At 57.4% G+C, this 24,540-nt stretch carries 20 protein-coding genes; 10 read left to right on the top strand and 10 right to left on the bottom strand.

Translation table 11 applies throughout. The annotated features are described in order from the left end of the window. Positions 1-2: 2 nt before the first annotated feature. Together AC5RUO_RS19005 and AC5RUO_RS19000 are read left to right on the top strand one after the other, a co-directional pair. The gene (locus AC5RUO_RS19005; RefSeq protein WP_494104350.1) at positions 3-308 is read left to right on the top strand and encodes a YciI-like protein; all 306 of its coding nucleotides are present in this window, start codon (positions 3-5) and stop codon (positions 306-308) included. Between the two features lie 309 nt (positions 309-617). Continuing rightward, positions 618-2,135, top strand: coding sequence for an RNA-directed DNA polymerase (locus tag AC5RUO_RS19000; protein ID WP_494104349.1), 1,518 nt, complete (start codon positions 618-620; stop codon positions 2,133-2,135). Between the two features lie 366 nt (positions 2,136-2,501). Here AC5RUO_RS19000 and AC5RUO_RS18995 read toward each other — a convergent pair whose 3' ends face one another. From AC5RUO_RS18995 to AC5RUO_RS18965, 7 genes are all read right to left on the bottom strand, one after another. Further along, positions 2,502-2,915, bottom strand: coding sequence for a very short patch repair endonuclease (locus AC5RUO_RS18995; protein ID WP_494104348.1), 414 nt, complete (start codon positions 2,913-2,915; stop codon positions 2,502-2,504). 111 nt (positions 2,916-3,026) lie between these two features. Next, positions 3,027-4,508 carry a DNA cytosine methyltransferase gene (locus tag AC5RUO_RS18990; RefSeq protein ID WP_494104347.1) on the bottom strand — a complete coding sequence of 494 codons (1,482 nt, stop codon included), beginning with the start codon at positions 4,506-4,508 and terminating at the stop codon, positions 3,027-3,029. 83 nt (positions 4,509-4,591) lie between these two features. Next, on the bottom strand, positions 4,592-10,153 hold the full coding sequence (locus AC5RUO_RS18985) for an ATP-binding protein (protein ID WP_494104346.1): 5,562 nt from the start codon (positions 10,151-10,153) through the stop codon (positions 4,592-4,594). Positions 10,154-10,163: 10 nt separating this feature from the next. Continuing rightward, the gene (locus tag AC5RUO_RS18980; protein ID WP_494104345.1) at positions 10,164-11,615 is read right to left on the bottom strand and encodes a hypothetical protein; all 1,452 of its coding nucleotides are present in this window, start codon (positions 11,613-11,615) and stop codon (positions 10,164-10,166) included. A 7-nt stretch (positions 11,616-11,622) separates the two neighbouring features. Continuing rightward, positions 11,623-13,671, bottom strand: a complete 2,049-nt coding sequence (locus AC5RUO_RS18975; protein ID WP_494104344.1) for a hypothetical protein — start codon at positions 13,669-13,671, stop codon at positions 11,623-11,625. A gap of 18 nt (positions 13,672-13,689) precedes the next feature. Beyond that, positions 13,690-14,004, bottom strand: a complete 315-nt coding sequence (locus AC5RUO_RS18970; protein WP_494104343.1) for a nitrilase-related carbon-nitrogen hydrolase — start codon at positions 14,002-14,004, stop codon at positions 13,690-13,692. Positions 14,005-14,050: 46 nt separating this feature from the next. Next, positions 14,051-14,398 (bottom strand): hypothetical protein, encoded by a 348-nt coding sequence (locus AC5RUO_RS18965; protein WP_494104342.1) that lies wholly within the window; start codon positions 14,396-14,398, stop codon positions 14,051-14,053. Between the two features lie 536 nt (positions 14,399-14,934). On the opposite strand from AC5RUO_RS18965, the gene AC5RUO_RS18960 reads away from it, so the two are divergent. Then, positions 14,935-15,456 (top strand): DUF6650 family protein, encoded by a 522-nt coding sequence (locus AC5RUO_RS18960; RefSeq protein WP_494104341.1) that lies wholly within the window; start codon positions 14,935-14,937, stop codon positions 15,454-15,456. Positions 15,457-15,743: 287 nt separating this feature from the next. Continuing rightward, on the top strand, positions 15,744-16,328 hold the full coding sequence (locus tag AC5RUO_RS18955) for a DUF2510 domain-containing protein (protein WP_494104371.1): 585 nt from the start codon (positions 15,744-15,746) through the stop codon (positions 16,326-16,328). A gap of 58 nt (positions 16,329-16,386) precedes the next feature. Here AC5RUO_RS18955 and AC5RUO_RS18950 read toward each other — a convergent pair whose 3' ends face one another. The 3 genes from AC5RUO_RS18950 to AC5RUO_RS18940 are packed head-to-tail and all read right to left on the bottom strand — an operon-like array spanning position 16,387 to position 19,451. Beyond that, the gene (locus AC5RUO_RS18950; RefSeq protein WP_494104340.1) at positions 16,387-17,166 is read right to left on the bottom strand and encodes a carbon-nitrogen hydrolase family protein; all 780 of its coding nucleotides are present in this window, start codon (positions 17,164-17,166) and stop codon (positions 16,387-16,389) included. A 47-nt stretch (positions 17,167-17,213) separates the two neighbouring features. Beyond that, complete coding sequence (locus AC5RUO_RS18945) at positions 17,214-18,563, bottom strand: APC family permease (RefSeq protein ID WP_494104339.1); 1,350 nt, start codon at positions 18,561-18,563, stop codon at positions 17,214-17,216. A gap of 9 nt (positions 18,564-18,572) precedes the next feature. Next, a complete protein-coding gene (locus AC5RUO_RS18940; RefSeq protein ID WP_494104338.1) occupies positions 18,573-19,451 on the bottom strand; it encodes a carbon-nitrogen hydrolase family protein in 879 nt (292 codons plus the stop codon). Between the two features lie 96 nt (positions 19,452-19,547). On the opposite strand from AC5RUO_RS18940, the gene AC5RUO_RS18935 reads away from it, so the two are divergent. The 6 genes from AC5RUO_RS18935 (at position 19,548) to AC5RUO_RS18910 (ending at position 24,511) form a co-directional block, all read left to right on the top strand. After that, positions 19,548-20,309 (top strand): FadR/GntR family transcriptional regulator, encoded by a 762-nt coding sequence (locus tag AC5RUO_RS18935; RefSeq protein ID WP_494104337.1) that lies wholly within the window; start codon positions 19,548-19,550, stop codon positions 20,307-20,309. A gap of 171 nt (positions 20,310-20,480) precedes the next feature. Further along, entirely contained in the window at positions 20,481-21,719 is a 1,239-nt protein-coding gene (locus AC5RUO_RS18930; protein WP_494104336.1) for an ROK family protein, read from the top strand. A 116-nt stretch (positions 21,720-21,835) separates the two neighbouring features. After that, positions 21,836-22,294, top strand: a complete 459-nt coding sequence (locus AC5RUO_RS18925; RefSeq protein WP_494104335.1) for a PTS sugar transporter subunit IIA — start codon at positions 21,836-21,838, stop codon at positions 22,292-22,294. A gap of 40 nt (positions 22,295-22,334) precedes the next feature. Beyond that, on the top strand, positions 22,335-22,607 hold the full coding sequence (locus AC5RUO_RS18920; RefSeq protein ID WP_494104334.1) for a PTS sugar transporter subunit IIB: 273 nt from the start codon (positions 22,335-22,337) through the stop codon (positions 22,605-22,607). 75 nt (positions 22,608-22,682) lie between these two features. Continuing rightward, positions 22,683-24,176, top strand: a complete 1,494-nt coding sequence (gene ulaA, locus AC5RUO_RS18915; protein WP_494104333.1) for a PTS ascorbate transporter subunit IIC — start codon at positions 22,683-22,685, stop codon at positions 24,174-24,176. Between the two features lie 53 nt (positions 24,177-24,229). Next, on the top strand, positions 24,230-24,511 hold the full coding sequence (locus AC5RUO_RS18910; protein WP_494104332.1) for an HPr family phosphocarrier protein: 282 nt from the start codon (positions 24,230-24,232) through the stop codon (positions 24,509-24,511). Positions 24,512-24,540: the final 29 nt, after the last annotated feature.

The raw sequence follows: 24,540 nt of genomic DNA, 5'->3' as shown, positions 1-24,540 counted from the left end.
GCATGAATGCCGTGCTCGAGTACACGTACGAGGACAACTACCTTGAGACCCGCGAAAAGTACCGCTCAGACCACCTCAAAGCGGGGTGGGAGGCAGTCGAACGCGGCGAGCTTCTGCTGGGTGGCGCTGTTGGCGAAGGTCCCTTCAAGGGCTTGCTGATCTTCACCGGCGAAAACCCATTGGAAGCCGCGAAAGCTTTTGCAGTCGCCGATCCCTATGTCATCAATGGCGTCGTGACGTCGTGGGCCGCCAGCCCCTGGACAACAGTGCTCGGAAAAGAAGCGGCCACTCCCGTCCGCCGTCACTGAACTAGTCTGCGGGCATGTCGTGTCCCGAGTCAGTGCCATTGGCGGTGATTGTGACGAAATTCCGGTGGAAGGAGCGTGCCAGCCAGCGTCAGCCGTGCGTGTCGCTGGTCCCTCGATGTACTGCGGGCTCCGGTGAACTCGGGGAGGTCGATGCCCTGCCGTGAACACTTGAAGGCGGTCACGGACATCCCGCCTAGACGCACCATTCAGGGCATTCCCCACTGATTCATGAGACGCGGGCGCGTTGGCGGAGAGCAAGCTCTGCAGACCGCCTAGTCTGGGATTGAGCAAGTACCTTGAAGGAGACGAATGACTTTGAGCAGCGAGGACGAAGACAATGTCCTCGAGTTGACCTCCGAGGCAATTGCCGAGTCGCTGCTGAGTCGCAACTACTTTCCAAGTCACGCCGCAGACGAGTCCGAGATGCCTCCTTCTATAAATACTGAGGGATTTGGGGTTGAACTGCTGGCCGAAGTTGCGGCAGCAGACGCCCAAACCAAAAAGCCCTACGAGTGTATGAACTATGGGCTCACTCGATTCGACCTAAGCGTCCGCACTGCGGGTATTCCACACCCCACCGCTTACGCCAAGTTAGTTCAGACGATTAGGGAGCACTGGGACAAGATAAAGCACGTCGGCACCAATCCCCACAGCGCACTCAGGCCGATGTTACGTACAGATGGTCGGCTCTTTTCCATGGGCTACACCGACCCGCGTTCTACAGATTTTTCCGCAGAAGCTGCTGAACGCTTCGGCCGAAAATTTGTCGTTAAGACCGATATAAAGAACTTCTTTCCCAGCATCTACACCCATGCCATTCCTTGGGCGCTGATTGGCAAGCCTGAGGCGAAGACGACAATGGCCCAAAAGACTTGGTATAACGACTTAGATGCAAGCTATAGAAACTGTCAAAGGAATCAAACAAACGGTCTTCCGATTGGACCTGGGACCTCAAGTGTAGGAGCAGAAATCTTACTCCATCCGGTAGACCGCGAATTATCAAAACGGGGTTTCGGCGACTTTCATCGAGTTATTGACGACTACACGTTTTATGCGGACAGCTATGATGAGGGTCAACGTTTTATCGATGACCTGTCGGCCCTGCTGCGTGAGTTTGAGCTACAAATAAATGGGGCAAAGACTTCAATTGAAATGTTGCCGAAGGTTTCGCGACCAAGATGGCTATCTCAATTAGTCCTAGCTCGACCAAAAGAAATATCTAGTAAAAACGAGCTCCGGGCTTATTTGGACCTCGCAATAGGTTTAGCCTCAGAAGAAGTTGGGGGAAGCGTTCTCAAATATGCAATAAAAGCTCTGGCCCCCGAACAGCAGGACGCGGATACTAATGATGTTTTGGCGCGCCTTATATTAAACTTGTCTTTTCATCGCCCAGGGCTAATGCCCCTACTCAATCAAGTGTTTTCGTTCAGCAGCAAGGGTGCAGTCCCTTATGAGTCGGAATTGAACGACTTAGCGGCAAGAGCTGCGGTGTACGGTCGTTCAGATGCCTCAGCATGGGCAATTCACATTCTGTTGACCGCGGGCTGTCAGGTGGACAATCGAGTGGTTGACGAGATATTGCAACGGGGAGACGTGGTGGGACTAAGCCTGCTTCACACGAACGAGGTCCTGTCTTCGGGGCAGGTCCGTACATGTATCAAGGCTGTAAGGGAAGCCCAAAAGGGCGCGCTTGGCACCGCGTGGTGGCTCCTAGAATATGTTCTCGGGCAGTCGGCCCACATAAAACATCGATCACAAGGACTTCGGCTTATAGGTGAGGCTGACGTCAGTTTCACCCATCAAGTACTGCCCAGCACCTATACGTAATACGGGCAGTAACACCAGTACCTAGAGTTCCGATGCTTGGGCAACGGATGAGCCCGGTCCCGGATTCGGAATCGACCCCGAAGGTAAATTCGTTGTTAGCGTAAGGCAAATCACCGATTGTGCATTGTGTCGGGCACGAGACGCTAGCACGACGGCGGGCATGTTGTACCAACGTGGTTCATAAAGCGTTTTCATAGGCACAGAACGTACGCGATACTTAGATTCCACGCAGGAGTGGAATGCAGATGGCGATCCTAAGGCCCACTCCGAGCCCTTCAGCTTTCAAGACACGGCACCTGTTTCACCATCAACCACGAAGAGCCGGTAAAGGAAGAGGAAGCTGTACTGTCTGCAGCCCTATTCCAGTTATATGTTCTCAAGAAATTCTCGTGCGGCAGTAAAAGCTGTTCCGCCTTCGCCAGTCTGGCACTCCCAAACGTCGAGATATTCCCAGTTCATTTCGACGAGCTTGGCGCGCTGCCGGCCGTCGCGCGCCTGATTCCGTCGTCGCTTTTCCTCCCAGAAATCGGTGTTTGATTTTGGCAAACGACTACCGACATCGCACGTATGTCCGTGCCAGAAACAGCCGTTGACAAAGATCACTTTTCTTCGTCGAGAGAATACGATGTCGGGGCGCCCGGGTAGGTCTCGGACATGAACACGATACCGGTAGCCCGCAGCGTGCAGTGCGCGTCGGAGCCACAACTCGGGCTTGGTGTCGATCGACCGAATTTTGGCCATATGGGCACTTCGATCCGCCGGAGTCATGAAGTCTGCCACCGAAGAATTCTATCAACCGGCACGTACTGCCCGTGAAGGTACAGATAACTCACCTGCCACACAAAAGCCGTATGCGGACCTCCCGTCCTCGTCCGTCACGCGAGTGCCTGGTTAGGCTACCGGCTGGTCTTGGAGCGCCGCCTCGCCGAACATCGACTCGAAATTTGCCCAGCCCCGGGTACCCGCTCTCGCGAGTTCGTATCGTTCCAGGATCCTACTAAGACGCACAGCAACAGCAAAGGACTGCCAAGGCGAGACAGCATTGCCGACCTGTGTGTACTGCGGGACCTCAATCCGACGTCGCTCAGCGCCGGTCGTCTCTCGCCCCATGAATTCAAAGTTGTCCGGGAACCCCTGAAAGCGGGCTAGCTCTCGAACAGTGAAAGTTCTTGGATGGATCGGATGCCCGTAGTCATCAGGAAGTGTAACGACTGTCCTCGACGGCTCGTCAGCCCGCAAGACCTTTTGGCTGTGCTTCTTTGTCCTTAGTGTCCAAGAAAGAGCCGCGAGTTCTTCCACAGTTTCAATCTGCTTGGAATTTCCTGAACTATCCATCTGTATTTCGACAGGGAACCTAATCGCGCCTAGCTCATAAAGCGCGTATCGCAGTGCCGAATCTTCGTCGAGTTGGCCCATTACCGATAAGAGACGCTGGTCTATGCCGCTCTCAAGCAACAGGCGGTACAGGGAAAAACGCTGCACAACACGGCTTGAGTGTCGCCTTTTATTGTGATTTTGTCGCCAAAGTTGCTCGTCCCTTTTGATTACCGATTCTTCAAACTCACGGAGCTTCAGAAGGTAACTTTGGTTTCTTGTCGTGGGCTGAGCCGGCCAGGAATCAAGATCAGCTATCGCGTCACGAAGGAGCATCCTTTCTGACCTTCTCACGGTGGGAACGGGCGCGAGATCCGGAATGAGGTGCATATCAATCTCGTCCATGAATTCCGATTTCCAAATGGTCTGAGTCACCTTCACCGCGAGAACCTCTGCTATATCACTTCGGAGAGCTATCAGCATCAGTCTGGGGCGATGCTGAGGAGCACCGAAATGCATGGCGTTTACAAGGACCGCCTGGACGGCATACCGGTGCCGACCTCGCTCATTGAGCTCGAGGGCTCGACGTAGTTGATGAAAAGATGAGTCCTCGCCCTCAGTGAAGCTTCGACTCATGCCCACAACGTTCTCAATGACCACCATCTTGGGTGACGTCTGTTCTACGAACGCAAGAAATTCCCAAGCCAACCTATTTCTGACATCGTCCTTGTCGCGGCGACCCGCCATTGAAAACCCTTGGCAGGGCGGCCCGCCGACCACAAGATCGAGGTGCTTTGCTGTTGCAGCCTCCATAACGTCGAGGTCCGCGAGAACATCTGCAATCGGACTGACGACAACGCCTCTATCGGCCTGAGCGGCAATCGGCAGGCGCAGGTAGCGTGTCCATTCGCTAGCCGATCTCGTGCTGGCGACGTTGTTATGGAAGAACGTCCTCGCTGCCATATCAGATTTTTCTACAGCAAAGTGAAGGGTACCGCCGGCTCGGTGGACACCAAGGGACAGACCACCGCAGCCGGCAAAGAGGTCAACGAATCTCACTGTTCGAACATATCTACGAATACCACATCTTCAAGTATGAGCCGTCTGGGCCCTTCTGTCCAGGCGGCAAGCAAAGATACATCTTACTCTCTCACCAACTCGTAATATGGCGTCGCTCTAACGAAGCGTCCTTGATCGAAACCAAAGGACTTGTAGAACACTTGATGATTACCGAGCGCTGGCACACGTTGTGCTACCTCATCAGCCCCTTCGGTTACGCCGATCGCAGCTAATTCTCTCGCGCTCAGGCTTGGTATCTTGTGGATGAACCAGGTTCTCAACGGCTCCATGTAGTTGGTTTTGGTGGCCTTGAAATGAGATAAATACTGACTTGCCAATATAACTCCAACGCCAGCACCGCGCCCCTTGAGCATTATGTCTTCGAGCACTTGGAACTCATAGCGCATGATATTTACGGCTTCGTCCACAAGCAGGAACGATTTCAGATGACGAAGCGTTGGCGTACCTGCGACGAAGGGGAGTATTCCAAGACGCAACATATAGTCATGGTAAAGATTAAGAAAAAGAGCTACGAGAGAGTTCTTAGTATTTGAATCTTGCCCCAGTTTATTCAATGCCAGTACTACGACCCGGCCTTCAAGAATCTCGTCAAAGCTTCGCAAATCGTCTTGGCGGCTGCTGAAAATTTCACCAAAAACGAAAGTATCTAAGATCGAGCTAACCGAGTCGGGATCTGGTGATAGTTGTATGTACCGCGTTCTCACATCTGCCAAAGTTGGCGGTGTATCTGCATCCTCGAAAGATTCCCTCACAGCCTGATTCAGGAGACTCATCTGCTTGGGACCGATACCGGAGTATATCTTCTTGAATGTATCGACTAGAGCCGCGCCCTGCTGATAGGGCCTACGTGAATATTCGTTTGTTACCGGAAGGAATACATTTAGAGGGATCTGATGTGGATCAAGAACCAGGCCCCCTACACGGTCGAGAAATTCCTGCTGCTGAAAATCGCCCTTGTAATCAAAAACGAGCATAGAAGTGGGCACACCTGGCTGGACCACCTTGACCTGTCGCCGAATTTCGTAAATCAAAGCTTTAATTAGTTCGGTCTTTCCCGTTCCAAGATCACCTACAACACCAATATTCGGCTGGTTCAAGCCGGTATTGCTCGGCCAGAAATCGGCAGAGGCATTTCCAATAGAATCTAGGATCGAACCAATTTCTATTCTGACTCCCTCACCCTTGACACCCCACCCAGGCGAAGATGAAGAGATTGGAGATGCGACTTCCTCTGGCTCCTTGGTAGGGTGCTCATCCCTATCCTCATCTGGTTCAATTTCTCCTGTGCCAACTATCTGAGGATCCCCCGCAACACTTCCATCTTTCTCAGGCGCATCAGGCTGACCTCCCACGTCGAAAGCCGAATCGGCCTGCGACGCTGGGACTTCTGGAGCTTGTTCATCTGAGCCTTCTCGAACCCCAGCCCCTAGGACGCTGGCAGGCAAATCTACTTTAACGTCTGTAGGTGCACTACCAAAGGATGAGTTGACCATTGCTTGCCAGTTCGACGTGAAATCCTCATCACCGGCTCGGGCAAACTTGAATCCAGCTTCGACGTCACAAAGCAGTCCGCATGCGTTGAGCTCGCTTCCGCCCACCGGGCCGACGTAATAACTTCTGCCGTCGTCCGTGCGAGCGTTGTGCGAGAAGTAGGTCAATATCGGTCGCCCCACTGTTAGTGGGAGGTTACCTTCTATCAGAGCAGAAATACGCCGGACAAAGGCCGGCACTGACCCCAAAGTGCGTGGGCTAAGTTTGGCCGCCACTTCGACGAGGGCAGCCAAACTGTTACGCCAGAGTATTGCGTCACTGCCTTTCAACGACTCAGAAAGCTCTTGTACCTTCACAAGCAAACCATGGCTATCCCTTAATTGATCCAAGGCCGGATTGAGATCGGAAGACGTAGGGCGCGGAAGCACATTGCTCTCCCTTTGGCTCTGCATTCCATATGCCTTTATCTCGACGGGAGTCATCCTCAAGCCCTCATCTGAAAGATCCAAAATTAGGAGGTCAGCCCTTCGTTGCAGGCCTGCGTGTGCCGCTCCATCAGCCAAGGTCCTGAGGAAGTAGTCCGCGGCGTCGATAGGAACAACTAGGCGGTTGCTAGTTTCAGATGCCGTTTGGTCAAAGAGCCGAAGCGCCAAGTAAAAACCTATGGCCCCAGCTACTTGCGTACCTCCCATTGCCAGCAAGGACGACAGTCCCACACCACGTGATCCCAACGTGGTCATGACCTGACGACGAAGCTCTCCTGTTTCTTCTGCCGGGCAGGCACGTCTGAGGAGCCTATCCAGCTCGCGACTAAAAGCCCGTGGCACCCGGGCGACCGAAACAAAGGGTCTCTTTTCTAGCAAGGCTCGAACCGGGCCTTCATCTAGCAAAGGAGGCCGCCATTCCCAAAGCATCTGATCACCATGATGCTCATTCCCCATGAGAGCAGCTATGGTCGACGGACTTAAGTACGTTTCTCCCATCACCGTCCAACTCGCGGACTTGTTACTAAGAGTTCCTCGGGAGATTCCAGACGAAACCACTGGACGAGTTTCTATGGCTGCCAACGCTCTGGTGAAAGGCTGCCACCCCGCAGACGGATTGATACCCGGGTAGGCATTGTTGAGAAATGATTCTGAGAGGATTCCGCTATTGGCCTCGAACCGACGGAGCGGCACCTGCCCAACAGTCCCGTTGGCCTTATCGCTGTCGCCTGACCGAATCACACTGCTCGAGTCCTGAAGGAAACGAACGCTGCAAGCCCTGTCCGGGACTTTTTTGGGGTTGTATCTGGACCACGTGAACAGTAGGTCGGGATTATCGCGGACTAAACGTGTCAGCTCGGCTCTGGGTGGACTCCCCAACCGATTGACCGAGTCCAACACACGAATGCCTCCCAGCAAACCGTCTTGACCGGAGTCCTTCCAGTTGACGGCCATCTTCAGCACAGCGGAGTCGATCTCTGTCAGTCGAGGCTGTCTTTTATTGCCGCTGAGGTCAACAGTCAGGGTAGTAACGTGTGGGTGCATCTTGCGATACGAACGGAGAGCCGCGTCAACGGCGGAAGCATTCAAGCCGCTTACGGCTGTTCCTGGTGCGTCGAAACTGCCTATAGATGTCGGGGATAAGAGGGGCGTCGGATCGGAAGTTGATGCCTTAACCAGCATTCCCCAGCTTGCGAAAAGCTGGCCTTCCCCGCTATCACATGGAACCGCAAGCAGCTTATGCTCCAATCGTGAACCCGGTCCTGCTGTCGGAAAGTTCCAACCCTCAATCGACCCCAAGAAATTGAGTGAGTCAGTGGAACTGGCAAGAACATTTTCAACCCCAGCGAGCCATGCCAAACGAATTGGATGCAGCGGGCTAAGCAGTAGGCTGCTACAACCTGCGCCGCTATCCACATCCCATATGCTTATGCAAAAAGGATAAGTTGCCCAAAAAATCAGCCCCGGGTTATTGGTTCGTCTAGCACTTTGCACCATCTCTGTGTACGCCTGAAGATAGTTGGCAAGCTGTTCCGTCTGCCAAATGAATCGCCACGACGTACGGGAGGGCCATTCATATGTAAGACCGTCATCGTCCTCTTCAACTCCAAGACGAGCGGAAACAGCAAGCTTCTCGAATGCGTTTCGAAAGTTTCGCACTTCGTCACCGTAGACAAATTCAGGATAATCGAATGATACGAAATCAACGTTCCGAAGTGCGAGTCGGGCTTTGTCGGACATCAGAATGGCACCGCCATCCTGACTCCTGACCTCGCTCATTGTTCCCGGTAAGTCCACAGGAAAGGCAATATGACCAAGCGCGTTTAGAAAATCGGAAGCGTCCGGGGAGCACAATGTCTGTGCCGCATAAACTTCGTACTGGCCCCTAACGGATTCCACCGTCGCGGACGCGGGACGATGGGGCGTTACAAGTTGCTTCAGGGCAGCGGCCAGAAGAGCAGATTGTTGTCCTGAATCGGCCTCAACGCTATTTACACGATAACGATGCTCACCGGATATGAACTCATGCGAGCTGGTCGGAACAAAATGGCTTATAGCCATTTTGGGTAGGACACTATGGTGCGGAATTTCCGTCCGGTCAAGGTATGAAGGGTTTCCGTTTGAGCTCCAAACAAAGGCCTGATAGCCTTGAAGTGCAGGCTTCAGCTCCACGGTGGGGTCAATCGTTTCGACCGCGTTTTTCCAGAAACCTCTAACGATCGCTTGGCCGAGCGCACCCTTAGATTTCTTTGGCGCTAATGCGAGGAAATTACCGCTGGAATCAAATGAAAAGACCGTTACTGTTTGAGCCTTCAACGGCAGGTGCGGGCTGGCTGGTAAGCCAGACTGGAATATGGCAGATAAACGAAGCTGACGGAATGGTTGCGCGTTCTTCCCAGTCCCAGTCTTCCATTTCAGCTGCCCTCGAACGAATAACTCGGTTGAAGTGCTATCGATATCAACCGTCGACCACTCCGCCTGAGATGAAGGTGAAACCACCACCTTCACCTCACGGCCGGTAAGAAAACTAGAATCAATCGAGCGAGCTAGAGGAACAACCACAGATAACTCACCAGAGACGTAGCCCTCATTGCCATCGCTTGCTTCTACCATCGGAACAAAAACAGGTGAAGCGAGGTCACCGGTAGTGAGGTTGAGGCTCTCGCCTTGCGCGTTAACAATGGCTAGCGAAACGTTGCTTTGCGCGTCACCCCCAGGATTCAGAAAGTCCCGTTCATCCAATTCTGAGAAAGCTCTGATGCGCGCGGTATCACTACCGAGAAATTCAGTCATTGCGAGCCACGGATTCGGCGAGGAACCTAGCATCTCATCGAAGCCGTCCCAACTCATGGAGAGTAAGGAGCCAATACCCGATCGCGCGGCGAAACCCAGAATTCGAACCGAATTTTCAACCGTCTCGGCCGAATTCCAATAATCCCCTCTGGCATCGTTGAGGAGCTTGGCGTCTCTTTGCTGAGAACGTCTCTCGCGCCAAAGACGTTGCGGCGTGGGGAGTCCAAAGGCAGCATGAGTATATCTGTGGAAGAATTCCCGGGGAGTCAGTCTACTCTGTTCATGGCTGGCCTCCATAAGAAGACTGCGTAAGTTGCGTACCCCGGCGTTGCAGTGAAGGAACCAAACGCTGTTCCAACTACGAACGTCAAGGTGACCTTCGATATACAAGTCGCGTACCTGTGCAAGGCAAGACTCAACAACCTTTGCAAGCTGGTCGTCCGTCACATCTTTGCCCAACGGCACCAGCAAGTCCCTAACTAAGACTTCCGACACTCGCTGAAGGGAGATCCCGCCCCCGGTCTCATCTGGAAAACTCTGTCCTAAGCTTTCTTGAAAAGTATTGTGAAAGGACGGCAAGTCAGGTCTACGTCCATAAACGACAGCAACATGTTGGCCTTCACGATAACGAATGGACTTCTTTACGGAAACTTCCGGACGGTTATCGCTAGCCTTCGGATCAGGGTCGTCGCATACCAAGAAAGCGTATGCAGGATCAAAACCGGTGGTTTGATTCGCTGCGTCAACCATGGCAAGAGCCTCATCTTTACTTAATCCATCGGGAACATGGACCCAAGTCAGATCTTTTACGCCCAGGAAGCTCTTTCCAAGTGCTACCGAAAGGGGAAAATCCACGCCAAACTCCTTAGTATGCACTTTCAACCACAACCGCAATGTCAGCGTCGGCACTTCCACGCGCAAGTCCCGCTTTTTCCAGAAGTTGCACAAGATCACCTAGATCCGGCCGAACGCCTAATGCAGATAGGTCCCCTAACAGGGTTCCAACGTTACAGGTTTTCCCCGGCACTATGCATGCAAGGCTTGCAACAACAGTGACCCATTCAGTGCCCGGGTCAATAATAAGCCACCGCCGCCCGCGAGACCTGAGCAGGCCATAGTAATCCGTGAACGGCCCACTAGAATCGCGAATCGAAAGTCCATATCGAACAGTTTCATTCGTTAATCTTGCTGGTTCGCCCGTGAAATTTAGTGCAGCTCGCAGCTCTTCCTTAGAATCCGCTGAAAGGTCTTTTAGAAAGTCGATCGGGTTCTGGCTGTGTACCGCGAATCGGTTCTCAAGAACTGGCGAATTCAGCTTTTTGTCCAAGAATTTCCGCACTTGTTCACCGCGATTCAGGCGCAGCTTGATCATGGATCCGACTTCTCTTACCGAAATGGAAGCCTGCTTGGACTTCCAGGGCAAAGGTGCGGGAACTGAGCGGACAAGTTCTTGGAAACTCGCTGGCATCCTATCATCGCTCAGGATGGCTTCAGCAATTCGTTCGTACCAGGCTGCTTCCCAGAGATATCCGAATCCGACCCCCAACCGAAGAACCGTGGTTGCCCAGTCCACCCAAACGCGAGCGGGGAGTGCATCCACCCATTCTTGCGAGGTGAGTCTTTCCCAAGAGGTGGTCAACCACTCGAACGGAGTTCCCCCAAGTAATCCCGACCACTCTGCGGCTTTTTCGTGAACAGGGAAATCTGGACGGCGCTTGAAACTCCCACCGTGAACCATATCCATGAGGGAAACATCGACTGCGGCTAGAACTTTGTCCGCCTCAAGACGCTGATCGACAGCAGTTATCCACCTCTTAGTCGCAGATTCACCCTGGGCTGATGGGAGCCCGGAATGGCCGGCCGCGAACATCGCTTCTATAATGTTCCCGTAATCCGGAGGACTTGGCTTTACCATAACTCCGCGTGAATTTTGCATCAGCGCTAAAGCTGGTGTCATAGGACTCGCTGGCTGACTACCGGAATTTTCACTACGAATACCGAGCACGCTTCGTGCAAAGGCATTGCCCAGAAGATCATCTGGAGCCTCAGTCGAGAATCGGCCCCTTTGTTTCAATGCAGCTCCAAACTTTTCGGCCTTTGGGCCTCCGGGCCAGGTGACACGAAACTCAAAAGTCGTAGGATTTTGTGGTTCCGCCTTGTACATGAACCCCAAGCGCGAAAAAGGAACACCAAATTCCGTCCCCACCACTGGCTCATATGCCCTCCAGGCAAGGGCGGACACTAAAGCCTCGGGTACGGCAAAATATTCTGGACGGTTGAACGGCAAAAGCAGATGCTTTGCAAAAGACTCTTTCACTCTTATCCTAATTATCCCGCAGGGTCAAAAGATGGCTTTCAACTGCTGTTGCGATGCGCACTTCGGCACCGGTAACAAGGTTGCTTCGAAGCCGCGATGACCGCACACGCTCAAGACGGGGTGCAGTCACGTCGACGAGGTTTGTGACGCCTGCATGATCGTCAATACAGGCAAGCGCTTCACGAACCAGAGCAAAGTCGATGTTGATTCTGCCGTGGACCTCTCCCTCGTGCTTTATCTCTAGGAAGACCTGATCGCTATCACCTCGGTAAGTGACTAGCTTTCCGTCTTCAACACGTACTGCCACTTTTGGCTCTATTAGGTGGCCCACAACAGGTTCGGTCCTGCTGTCAAATAGTGGTAGCAACGCCTCGCTGTCGCCGTCGCGAAGGTCGCGCTTCGGCCTAAGGAGTGTCTCCATTGGCTTACGCAAAACGTCTGGTAGCCGGGGGGCTGAGACTATGGCTTCAATCAAGGCATCAATTTCACGGCGAAAGCCGCAGATACCAAGCCCCACAGCGTAGAGACGAGTCAGGTAGGCACCGTACCAGGATGACGCTGCCAATCGCTCTGCGTCAGGAATTGCATCGTCGATCCAGACTTTCGAGAACGCTTTGTCAACTTCCCAATCAAACTCCGTTACCATCTCGGAGAGGGTTTCGAATACATGCTGACCGTCCGCACGCTCGGCGCATCCCCCGAGGAGCGCTGACAAGGGAGAGGCATGCTCGGATTGCATAGAAAACGCTTCGTGAACGGGATCCGCCCAGCCGGCACGAGGGTTTGTTGGATCATTCCCAGGAAGTGCGTCGGCAATTGGATCTATGGCTACGGTAAACCGCAAAACGGGGTCGTTGGTAACACGTGCGGATGCGACCGGTTCTGTCCCGGCGCCGAATATCCCCTGCGTTAAACGAAGAGCTGAGAGTTGTCGCAGCGCTTCGAACCTAGAAATCGAGGTCGCACCTTCGGGTTGGTTGTCACGGATGAAGGCGGCAAGTTCGCCTCGTGCTAATTGTTCTGGAGCACATCCAACTATTGCCCGTACGAAAAATCCCCACAGCTCCCTGTAGGTCATGCGGGTTGAAGTTGCAAGTTCTGCTGCCCGGGCAAGCGTCAGAATCGATGCCTGTATAGAGGCCGACTCCAGCGACTTTAGGTTCGCCGCTAATGGGTCTATCCACACGTCTTGGGATTGTTTCACGAAGTCGGTTCGTTCGTGAATTGTCGCTAGCACCGAATGCAAGAGGTCGGCTGCTGGTACCCTCTGAGCTTCTGAACTGAGGCCAGCGCGTTCAAAAACTCGACGAATAATGTAGGGTGATGTTTCTACAATTGAGCTATTTATAATTTCAAGTTCGGGGCTTTCCTCGAATAATGAGCACTCATCTACAAATATCACCACGACGTGTGCTAAAAGTTTGTTTAGGTGTCGCAGTTCTGCCGACCGACCGCATGTGAGATTTACATCATTGAATAGTCCAAGTGCACCGCGTGAGGTTGCACCATCTGCAAGCCAAGACACGAGGAGAGCTCCTGGTGTCTCATCCCTCTCGGAAAGGTGCCCAGCTTCTTCAATTAGGATGCCGCGATTGACGCACGCCAGAATATCAGTGGGGATAGAATCATCTGATCCAGCGGTCAAGGAATCATTGATATCGAGGACTAAAGGCGTGCTTTCGTTCCCGTCGCTAATCGTGGCATCATTAACCACTAACAGTTTGCGGTGATCGCTCTGGTAGAGGTACGCCCGGCTCGCTAGCCCTTTGTCCCCGATCGATACTTTTGTCATGTTACGGACGGCACTCGTGGTGGCATGCGACTTACCTGCTCCGGGACCACCCACTAGCAGTAGCACGCGCGGCGTGCCGGTTTCCGAACCTGACTCAAGCCAACTCAAAGCAGCGCCAACCCCTGGCGGTCGGGTTGCGGACGGCCAAACGTCATCGACCGCTTTGTCTGGACGCGCCGCCACGTCCTTTCCGCCGGTAAAACGGTCCCACAGATTTCCTAGGAATTCCCACAGTACTTCTTCGGAATCGCGTGGAACGGTCATGCTAGTCTCCTAAATGGTTCATGCCTCTTTCCGGCAACAGTACTGGTTGAACGGATTCAGTGCCTCGGAGGCACTCTTTTGACGTGTAAGATTTTTTTCTGCCAGAGCAAAATAGGAGTGCCGTCTATTCTCTGTTGGCCTTCCCAAAGACCCTGAGCTTGGCCGCTCTGCTCGGCTTACCCCATCGCCCTTCTTCTTCTCATAAGTGGCGTATTCCGGGAAGGCGACCAGCACGGCGCCGTCGCGCGCTGCCTCGGCGGCGAACGTGTCGATGGCGGCGAGGTTGGCCCGGATGTCGGCGCCGGACTTCAGCTGCCCCAGCGCTGTCCTCACAGGAGTTCCTTTTTCGGCCCAACGGCCAGACTACAAACTGGCAGGGTTAGGCGGCGGCTTCGACCGTCACCTTCTCCGTGGCCGTCATCTCCGGCGGCGAGGCCTTGAACCCGCGCGTGATCAGGGCCAGGACCACCACGCCCAGCACCAGCCAGGACACACCCAGCGTAATGGCGTTGCCGTCCAGCCGGGAGAGGAGATACGCGCAAATGATCGCGCCGACCACCGGGACCACCACGTAGGACACCCGGTTCAGCTGCTGCCCGGCCCGGCGCTGGCGCACATAGTGGAACACCACCGAGGCGTTCACCAGCGTGAAGGCGGTGAACGCACCAAAATTGATGAACGACGTCGACGTGCCCACGTCCAGGCGGGCTGCTCCGTGACGTCGCATTCTGCGACTCCCACTGGAACAGTTCAGGACCGATGGCATAGTCCCTATCATGTTGGTCGCCGAGTGCTTCTTGTCGTCCTTGTTCACCGTGACGAAGGAGGCGTCCTGGAGGTCGCGGGCATCAAGCCACGCCCTCGCGGTGTTGGGTGTTCTTGCCCTGCTCCAGCGAACCCTATTCCACCGACGCTAGGATCTCCTCGCGCCTGTAATTTCGCATGCGATAGTGCTATTACGGGCAAATCCGGCGATAAGCTTACTCGCTCGACAGCCCGGAAGCAGTCGATGTGCTCGCTTCATTACAGCCGAGTCCTCAAACACGCCCGGGTAGACCAACTAGGTTCCCTAGGACACCGTCACGAGAATGCCGCCGCCGATCAGGCACTAGCATGACGGCGCGAGACATGTACGGCGGGGTTTGATGGTTTTGTCCGTGAGGGTGGTGACAGCGTGTAACCAGGGGCGGTGGTAGGGAGGCTCGATGGATAAGCGCCGCCTGTCGTGACGGTCACGCGGGAAAGGTGCTGCATACTTTGACCATGTGGGACACCTTCTTGTCGGACACTCTTGTAACCATCATTGGAGCAGTTCTGGGAGCATGCCTGACTGTAGGTATTGCCTACAAGACTTTTCAGCTACAACAAAGGCATACGGAGAAGCAGGTCCTGACCAACCTAATTCACGATCTCCATCACAAACGGGCCCTTCGAGCCATCACCCCCACACGGGTTCCGAATGCTAGAGAGTCTCCCGACTTCGACCGCACAACGAAAAGCGTGCTGGAGATGCGCGAATGGATCAGAACAGCTCGTAACAGCCTGCCCCCACGCTCCCATGCCAGCCCAACACTTTCTGGAATGCTGGTGGCCTGTAACCGCCATCTGAGCCGCTCCGACCGTAATCCTGATAACTACCAGGATGAGCTCATGAAGCTGCGGAAATCGCTGCATTCCGGTGTAGTGGAAATACGCTCAAAGGTTCCTTATCTGGAACCTCCGCCACCAGGTTCGGCGCCGGACCAAGCAGATAACAAAGAGGACGACCAGGGCAGGAGCAGATAGCCGGAACACAACCAAAGCATTCGCGGGCGTCAGGGCGGTGATGACCCTGAGGTTGCTAATTCGACGTCGACATTTGCCAGGTTCTGGGCTATTGCGATCGGGCCTACAAGACCGATGACTTTCAGGTTTTGTATCGGGATGTGAACTTCTTGTGACATGCGTAGCCAAGGCGACTCGAGATGTGTGAACGAGATCTAGCCATGCGAAGCCATCTCCGATAATCTGCCGCCAAGGGCTGGGGCAAGTACTCGTAGGCCGCTCGGAAGAAGGAAAGTCCCGTGGGGAAGATGAAAGGCAACCGCCTGAACACGGCAGCCAACGTAGGCAGCTTCATCACGTCCCGGCAGCAGCTCGATATTCAGAGACAGCTGGCGATGCAGGGAGCGATTCAGGCGCAACTTGCAGCTGCTCAGCTTGACCAGCTTCGGCGTCAGCAAATGGCAAATGAGTACGCCAATCTATGCCAATGGGCAGACAAAGAATTTCACGCAGGCCGCATGACCAAAGAGCAAGCCGAAGTATTTGTCGCCGAACAGTGGCATAACCGGTTGACTCCCCCGCCAAAAAGCTCCTCGCTAGTTACTTCATCTCCATGGAAGGCTCTAGACAATATTCTTGGTCGCGATCCTGCTCCTGGCTGGTATCACGAAGGCCGCGGCACCGCGCGCTGGTGGAATGGGACAAGGTGGACGGTTCACGTATGTTCCGTTCAGGAGGCACTGGCAAGGCAGCAGGTCCCGCCTTTAGCGGCTCCACCTCCGTCGACGGGACAGCTGGCTTCCCCGGCCGGTTGGTACCCAACGCCTACGCAAGGGGTGTTGGCATATTGGGACGGACACGCGTGGACCGGTCAAACCAGAACGGATAGCTAGAACAGGCAGACGTTCCTGGCCAACTCTTGTCATCGGCAACCAGAACTAAGCGCGCTCCCTACAGCCGCCGCTGCCGGAACATCGGGAACGACTCCCGCACCCGCTCAACCGTCTCCAGCGAAACCTCCACGGCCCGCACCCCAGCAGCCAGCCCAAGGTCCTCCTCCACCACCCCCATGGGATCAACGAGGACGCTCCACCCGACGGACACCGGCGGCGCCTGGCACACCCCTGCCACGTACACGCTGTTCTCAATCGCCCGCGCGGCGTTAAGCGCCAGCCACTGCTCCGTCTTGTGCTCCCCCGGCACCCAGGACGAGCAGACCAGCAGGACCTGCGCGCCGGCGTCGGCCAATGACCTGGCCAGTTCGGGGAACCGCAGGTCGTAGCAGGTCATCAGCCCGAACCGCACTCCCCCGTGCTCGAACACCACCGGCGCGGTGGACGGTCCCGGCTTGATGAACGTCGACTCCCCGAAGCCCTGCGCGTCGAAAAGGTGGATCTTCCGGTAGAAAGCCAGCCGGCCGCCGTCGGGCCCGTACGCCACCAGCGTGTTGTACGCCCTGCCCGGCTCATCCGACGCTTCCACCACGCCCGCCACCAGTGCGATGCGGTGGCGGCGGGCAATGTCGGCGAGCTCCCGGCAGACGGGCCCGTCGAGCGGCTCGGCCACCGCGGGGAAGGTCGCGTCCACCTTCTTTTTCTCGTAGGTGGCGTACTCCGGGAAGGCCACCAGCGCGGCGCCGTCGCCCGCTGCCTCGGCGGCGAACCGGTCGATCGCAGCCAGGTTGGCCCGGATGTCGGCGCCCGACTCCAGCTGCCCCAGCGCTACCCTCACAAGAGTTCCTTCCCTCGGCCCAACGGCCACACTACAAACCGCAAGGCTCAGGCGGCCGCCTCGACCGTTGCCTTCTCCGTGGCCGTCATCTCCGGCGGCGCCGCCCTGAAGCCGCGGGTGATCAGGGCCAGGACCACCACGCCCAGCACCAGCCAGGACACACCCAGCGTGATGGCGTTGCTGTCCAGCCGGGAGAGCAGGTAGGCGCAGATGATCGCGCCGACCACCGGGACCACCACGTAGGACACCGGGTTCAGCTGCTGCCCGGCCCGGCGCTGTCGAACATAGTGGAACACCACCGAGGCGTTCACCAGCGTGAAGGCGGTGAAGGCACCAAAGTTGATGAACGACGTCGACGTGGCCACGTCCAGGAAGACCGCAATCAGGCCCACGATGCCTGTGATGACCAGGTTCACCACAGGGGTATGGAACTTCGCGCTCAGCCGGCCGAAAAGAGCCTTTGGCAGAACCGAGTCCCGGCCCATCGCGTACAGCAGGCGCGAGGCACTGGCCTGGGCGGCGAGGCCGGAGGCGAACTGCGCCACCACCAGGCCGGCGAGGAACACCGCGCCGAACAGCTGCCCGCCGATCTGCAGGGCGATGGAACTGGCCGCGGATGCCGAGTCCTCGAACACGCCGCCGGGGTGCACCAGCTGGGTCACATAGGACACGGCCACGAAGATGCCGCCGCCGATCAGGGCCACCAGCATGATGGCCCGCGGCACAGTCCGGCGCGGGTTGATGGTTTCCTCGGTGAGGGTGGTGACCGCGTCGAACCCCAGGAATGAGTACGCTGCGATGGCCGCGCCGGCGGAGATGGTGGCGAAGCTGGCGCTGTCGTTGAAGAACGGCTGGCCGCTGGCCAGTCCCCCGGCGCCGTTGGCGGACACCACGCTGCCGATGGCCAGCGCCACGAAGAACACCAGGACCAGCAGCTGGAACGCCATCAGCACGTAGTTGGCCTTGTCCGCCACCTTGATGCCCAGGATGTTCAGCAGCGTGGTGATGAGGATGAAGCCAACAATCCAGACGCCGATGGGGATGCCGGGGAACTGGGCGCTGAGGTAGGAGCCGCCGATGAGCCAGATGACCATGGGCAGGAAGAGGTAGTCCAGCAGCACGGCCCAGCCCACCAGAAACCCCACCCGGGAATCGATGGACCGGCGGACGTAGGTGTAGGCGGAGCCGGCCACGGGATAGGCGATGGCCATCCGGCCGTAGCTGTGCGCGGTGAACAGCATGGCCACGAGCGCCACGAGGTACGCGGCGGGCGCGGCGCCGCCGGTGGTTTCGGCGATGATGCCGAAGATTCCCAGGACGATGATCGGGGTCAGGTACGCCAGCCCGAACAGGACCAGCGAGGGCAGCTTCAGCGTGCGGGTGAGGGTGGCTGTCACGGTGTTTCCTTACGGCTTGTAGGACGGCGGTGTCCAGGTGGCCGGATTGATCCGGCCTTGGTAGACGGAAAGTTCGACGGCGGGCTCCCCCTCGCGGAACTGCGACCAGGGGCGGTTGAGGTTCTCCGTGCCGTGCGTGCGGACGCGGTCGACGGCGGCAAGGTCCAGTTCCGCGGTGAGCAGCAGCGGCTGATCGTCTGGTGCCTCGGCGAGGGTGTTGCCCTCCGGGTCCACGATGATGCTCTTGCCCTGGCCGGTGGGGCCGGCGCAGTTGACGCTGACCATAAACACCTGGTTCACGATGGCGTTGGCCTTCGCGAGGATCAGTTCCTGCTTGCGGTCCGGGGTGGTGGTTTTGACGACGTTGAGGATCACCTCGGCGCCCATCCAGGCGAGCTGGCGGGACACCTCCGGATACCAGGCGTCGTAGCAGATGTTCAGGCCCACCCTGCCGATGCCGGGCAGGTCCACGGTGGTGAACCGGTCGCCGGGATCGTAGGGCTCGAACGGGCGCCAGGGGAAGATCTTGCGGTAGTAGCCGGCGAGCTCCCCTTCCGGGGACAGGACCAGCAGGGTGTTGAAGAGCTGGCCTTCAGGGCCGCGTTCGCAGACGCTGCCGGGGACCAGCCAGATGTTGAGGTCCTTGGCGAGCTGTTGGAGCTCTTTGACTCTTGGGCCGTCCAGCGGCTCGGCGGATTCTTGAAGGATTTCCGTGCGCTGCAGGTCCGGGTTTTCGTCGCCGAAGAGGTGGAGCTCGGGGAAGACGACCAGCTTGCTGTGCGGCTGGGCTTCGAGGGCTTTCTTGACCTCGTCGGCGAAGGCCGAGACGGGTTCGCCGATGAGCCGCGGCCGGGCCTGGGCGGCGATGAGGGGAAGGATGCGTTGCATGGGTTTTTCTCCGCGTTGGGGTGTGATCCGGGTTATATTAGATCAGAATGATCCAATAAAGGGAAGGGGGCCGGCGTGGGCCGTAAGGTAGCGGATATGACCCGTCAGCTGGAGGACACCGCCGAGCCCCCGCGCCTCGGCGCCGGCAGGATGCCCGGGATGGAGCGCCGCAGTGCCATGGACGCCGTGCGGATGCGGATCGGGATGGCGATTTCGCTGGGGCTTCTGAAGCCAGGTGAACGGCTGCCGGACCAGGAGGACGTGGCCCTGGGCCTTTCGGTCAGCCCGATCACCGCCCGCCGCGCTTTGGCCAGTCTTGCCGACCAGGGTGTGGTGGTGCGCCGGCGCGGCCGGGCCGGCGGGACGTTCGTGGCGGATGCGCCGCCTACTGAGGTTTTGGCGTCACTTTCGGCGTCGCCCGCCGAGTCCCAGGCGGTGAACCGGCTGGTGGACCGGCGGCTCCTGTTTGAGTGCGCGGTGACCCACTATGCGGCGGTCAACGCCTCACCGGAGCAGCTGGATGAACTGGAGCGGCTGACGCGTGAGATGGCCGAGGCGACCGACTGGTCCTACTACCACCGGATGGACGAGCAGTTCCATCAGCTGGTGGGCGCTGCATCATGCCTGGACTCCGCCGTCGAGGTCTACCACGAGACCCTCGCCGAACTCTACGACTACTTCATCCCCTACCCCATCGAGAAGCTGCACAAGTCCAACCAGGACCACATCGCCCTAGTGGCAGCCCTCCGCGCCCGCAATGTTGAGGAAGCGGTGGAGGTGTCGCGGAAGCATGTGGACATCCTGCATAGAACCATGTTCATGGGACTGGCGAAGGACCATGCCGCCGCGTCAGGCTGATTTCAAAACCTGGGGCGCCGAAAGCGCATGGCAACAACACGTCGGGACCCAGTGATGGCCCGGCCGTCCACGCGGCGAAGTTCCGAAGGTTTTCTGGATTTAGCCCCGCCGTATCCTGTTTAAGCCTCGAGTGGTTAGGGTACGCATGGGGGTAGGCTTTCGAATATTAGTATGCATAAATCGGGACCGGTGCAGATCCCGGAGGCAGTGACCGAATCACGAGAGGTTGAAATGGCGCAATCACTTTCGACGGGATCGGGCATTGTCCTGGACCTGATCAGATCCGGGCAGGCTACCACCAGGAGTGACCTTCTGGAGCGGCTGGGATGGTCGCGAATCACCCTGGCCCGGCGGCTCGAAGAGCTGCTCAACGCCTCCATCATCATGAGCGTAGGCCAACTCGACTCACGCGGAGGACGCCCACCTGAAACGTTCGCCGTGAAGCCCGATTCCGGCGTACTGCTAGCCCTTGACATCGGCGGCTCGCACAGCATGGTGGCCATCACGGACCTGGTTTCCACGATCCTCAGTGTTGATGAAGCAGACATCGGTCCCAGCGAAGGGCCGGCTGAGATTTTTGAATGGGCGGGCCAGGTCTTCGACCACATGCTGCAACGCCTCGGAAAGACCAGGGCCGACGTCCTGGGGATCGGTGTCGGCGTCCCCGGTCCTGTTGACATCGCAACCGGCCGCCTGGCATCACCGCAGGTCGACAAGCAGTGGGATGGCGTCGCTGTCCGCGACTACTTCACAAGCAGATACGGACATGCTGTCCTTGCAGTCGACCGGGACGTAAATGTCATGACACTCGCCGAAGCCAGGCGGGGAGGAATCGGGTACCGGGACATCGTGGGCGTGAAGGCCGGCATCGGGATCGGGCTCGGGTTTGTGCTGGACGGCGCGGTGTACCGTGGCGCGCGCGGAGGAGCGGGGGACCTGAGCCGACCGCGGATCGGTGGAGGGCGCCTCCAACGGCTCGAAACAGTAGCCAGCGGAGCGGTGGTGCGCGCCGAATTGGTGGCCCGCGGCTACAAAGTCAGGACAGGAGCCGACATCGTTGAGCTTGCGAAAAGCGGGGACCACCGAACGCTGACCCTCCTTGAGGAAACGGGAACAGCCCTTGGCCAGACGCTGGCCGACATCGTTGGACTGATCAATCCGGACGCGGTGATTATTGGCGGGAGTCTTGCCGCAGCCGGCGAACCCTTCCTCACACCCATCCGCGAAGCCATCTATGCGGGGGCACGTGAGTTTGCCACCCAGGACCTCGCCGTTGAACGGTCCGGCCTTGGGGCTGTGGCCGGCCTGACAGGGGCATCGCTGCTTGCCCAGGACGCACTCTTCGCGCCTGACAGGATCAGTCGGCTCACCCACAGCGGAGCAAACTCTCTTGCTTTGGCATCCACCTGACGAGATCTGCCAACTGAAATACTTTGGTCTACTTGTAGACTTAAGGTCCGATTCCTTGCTACGGTGATCGAACTCACATCGCCGTGATGTGATCCGTTGACTGAAGGATCCCCACCGTGGCCGTAAACCTTGCTGAAGAACTCTCATCCATTACCACCAATGTCGCTGTCTCCGACTGGAGGGAAGCCATCCGCCGGGCAGGTGATGGACTGGTGGCAGGCGGAGTCACCACAGAGGACTACACGGAACAGATGATCGCGGCCGTCGAAGAGCACGGCCCCTACATCGTTATCGCCCCCGGCGTCGCCCTCGCCCACGCACGCCCCTCCGAGTCCGTCAAAAAGGGAGGGCTCAGTTGGGTCAGCCTGGCCTCCCCTGTGGAGTTCGGGCACAAATCCAACGACCCCGTCTCCCTGGTTATAGGCCTCGCAGCACTTGACCACACTGCCCACATCGAAGTCCTCAGGGCAGTCGCCGGGATCCTTTCGAATCCGGCCACCCGCAGTGGCCTTGACGCCGCGGCGAGCCCGGAAGAAGTTCGTTCCCTCCTGGCGTGCGCGGCCTCCCCGAAATAAGTAACTCCAATATCACCTCTGAATTGAAAGGCAACGAACCATGAAGATCGTCGCTGTATGTGGAATGGGCATTGGGACATCAGTGCTTCTGAAGATGAACGCAGAAAAAGTTCTCCAGGATCTCGGCATCGACGCCGAAATTGAGGCCGCTGACATTGGGGTCGCCCGGGGCGCGGCGCAAACCGCGCAAATCGTGCTTACTTCCGACGAGCTCGCACCTGAAATTGGCGATGTCCCGGCAGAGGTTATTGTCATCGAAAACTTTTTTGACCTTGATGAAATCCACAGGAAACTGTCTGCCGCGGTTCGATAGTCAACGCCGGTGGTTCCTCCACTTGCAACACCAAAAGACCAACCAACATTTCAGCAATAAGGGAGTGCCTACGGCATGGACTGGCTCGTAGTAGTACTGAATTTCATAGGGCAGCAGATTCTTAATGTGCCCGCGTACCTGATCGGCATCATTACCGCAGCAGGCCTTATCGCCTTGCGGCGCAACTCGGGCCAGGTCATCGGAGGCGCGCTCAAGGCAACCTTGGGCTTCTTCATTCTTGGCGTTGGCGCCACAGTCGTTACCGGATCACTGGATCCCCTCGGTCAACTCATCCTCACCGTTACCGGCGCCCAGGGGGTCATCCCGACGAACGAGGTCATCACAGCAATGGCCCAGGAACAGTTCGGCGCCCAAAGCGCCTACGTCCTGACCTTCGGCTTCCTCATCATGCTGCTCCTGGCGCGCTTCACTCCCTTGAAGTACGTCTTCCTGACCGGCCACCACATGGTGTTCATGGCCACAATGCTCACGGTTATTCTGTCCGTCGGCCTGGGACAAGGCCTTGACTGGCTGGTGGTGCTCCTCGGGGCTGTCCTGCTGGGCGTGATCATGGTGGTCATGCCAGCGTTCCTTCACCCGTGGACGAAGAAAATCACCGGCAATGACACCATTGCGATCGGACATTTCGGGTCTCTGGGTTACATCGCAGCAGGCGCAGTTGGACAGGCCGCGGGCAAGCGCAGCAAGTCAGCCGAAGAGATCCAGTTCCCTCAGGGGCTGAAGTTCCTCCGCGACTCCATGGTGGCCACGTCACTGTCCATGGTCCTGATCTACATGGTCTTCACCATTTGGGGACTTATCGCACTCCCGCTTACTGAAGCGCTGGCAATCTTTGACGTCCCTGATGCGGGAGCTTTCATCATGGCGGGCTTCGAACAGGCGCTGTTGTTCGGCGTCGGCGTGGCCGTCATCCTTTACGGCGTACGCACAGTACTGGGCGAGCTCGTCCCGGCCTTCCAGGGCATCGCAGCCAAGGTGGTCCCCGGCGCCAAGGCCGCACTCGACATCCCCATCGTTTTCCCCTTCGGAGCAAACGCTGTGCTCATCGGCTTCCTGAGCTCCTTCACCGGAGGCCTGATCGCCCTCGGCGTCCTCGCCCTCTGGCTGAACCCCGTCTTCGGCTTGGCCCTGATCCTCCCGGGAATGGTCCCGCACTTCTTCACCGGCGGCGGCGCCGGTGTGTATGGCAACGCAACTGGCGGACGGAGAGGAGCCATGCTCGGCGGCTTCGTGAACGGCATCATCATCACTATCCTGCCCGCCGTTCTGCTGCTCGTCCTGGGCCAGTTCGGTCTCGCCAACAGCACCTTCGGGGACGCCGACTTCGGCTGGTTCGGCACCCTCATCGGCGTGAGTCTCAGCGGCGGTCCTGCGATCGGCACCGTCCTGACCATCCTTATCGCCACTGCCCTGGTGACGGCCGCTATCGTCTTCCAACGGCGGGTTGTCGATCGTGGATGGGTTCCGGGTGCGAAGCGCGACGCCTGGCTCGCCGAAGCCCAGGAAAACGATAAGACGAAAGCCAAGCAAGAGAGTCCCGCAGCATAACGGGATTCCCGGTCTTCCTCGACCACGGCCAAACACGCAGATAAAGGAACCAGATGCCCGAACGTACCGCAATGATCGCCAGCCGCGTAGGCCTGCACGCCCGCCCCGCGTCAGTCTTCGCTGAGGCGGTCAGCAAACTGGAACTGGACGTTACCATCGCTTCCCAAGGCGCACGCCCCGACGAAGCTCTCGATGCCGCCAGCATCCTCTCCCTCATGAGCCTTGGCGCCTCGCACGGCGACGTCGTAGTACTTCGCGCCGACGGCCCGGGCGCGGATCAAGCCCTCAACCACTTGGTTGGGATCTTGGAAACGGACCACGATGTAGAAGCCTAAAGCCAGCAGGACGTTAGAACCGTCGGGGG

The organism is Arthrobacter sp. Y3221087 (assembly GCF_059089905.1).
This window is presented reverse-complemented; position numbering and strand designations above follow the sequence as displayed.

Excerpts from the sequence above, each read along its gene's own strand:
- AC5RUO_RS19005 (WP_494104350.1), top strand. The coding sequence starts at position 3 with ATGAATGCCGTGCTCGAGTACACGTACGAGGACAACTACCTTGAGACC.
- AC5RUO_RS19000 (WP_494104349.1), top strand. The coding sequence starts at position 618 with ATGACTTTGAGCAGCGAGGACGAAGACAATGTCCTCGAGTTGACCTCC.
- AC5RUO_RS18975 (WP_494104344.1), bottom strand. The coding sequence starts at position 13,671 with ATGACCGTTCCACGCGATTCCGAAGAAGTACTGTGGGAATTCCTAGGA.
- AC5RUO_RS18965 (WP_494104342.1), bottom strand. The coding sequence starts at position 14,398 with ATGCGACGTCACGGAGCAGCCCGCCTGGACGTGGGCACGTCGACGTCG.
- AC5RUO_RS18960 (WP_494104341.1), top strand. The coding sequence starts at position 14,935 with ATGTGGGACACCTTCTTGTCGGACACTCTTGTAACCATCATTGGAGCA.
- AC5RUO_RS18955 (WP_494104371.1), top strand. The coding sequence starts at position 15,744 with ATGAAAGGCAACCGCCTGAACACGGCAGCCAACGTAGGCAGCTTCATC.
- AC5RUO_RS18940 (WP_494104338.1), bottom strand. The coding sequence starts at position 19,451 with ATGCAACGCATCCTTCCCCTCATCGCCGCCCAGGCCCGGCCGCGGCTC.
- AC5RUO_RS18935 (WP_494104337.1), top strand. The coding sequence starts at position 19,548 with ATGACCCGTCAGCTGGAGGACACCGCCGAGCCCCCGCGCCTCGGCGCC.
- AC5RUO_RS18930 (WP_494104336.1), top strand. The coding sequence starts at position 20,481 with ATGCATAAATCGGGACCGGTGCAGATCCCGGAGGCAGTGACCGAATCA.
- AC5RUO_RS18920 (WP_494104334.1), top strand. The coding sequence starts at position 22,335 with ATGAAGATCGTCGCTGTATGTGGAATGGGCATTGGGACATCAGTGCTT.
- ulaA (WP_494104333.1), top strand. The coding sequence starts at position 22,683 with ATGGACTGGCTCGTAGTAGTACTGAATTTCATAGGGCAGCAGATTCTT.
- AC5RUO_RS18910 (WP_494104332.1), top strand. The coding sequence starts at position 24,230 with ATGCCCGAACGTACCGCAATGATCGCCAGCCGCGTAGGCCTGCACGCC.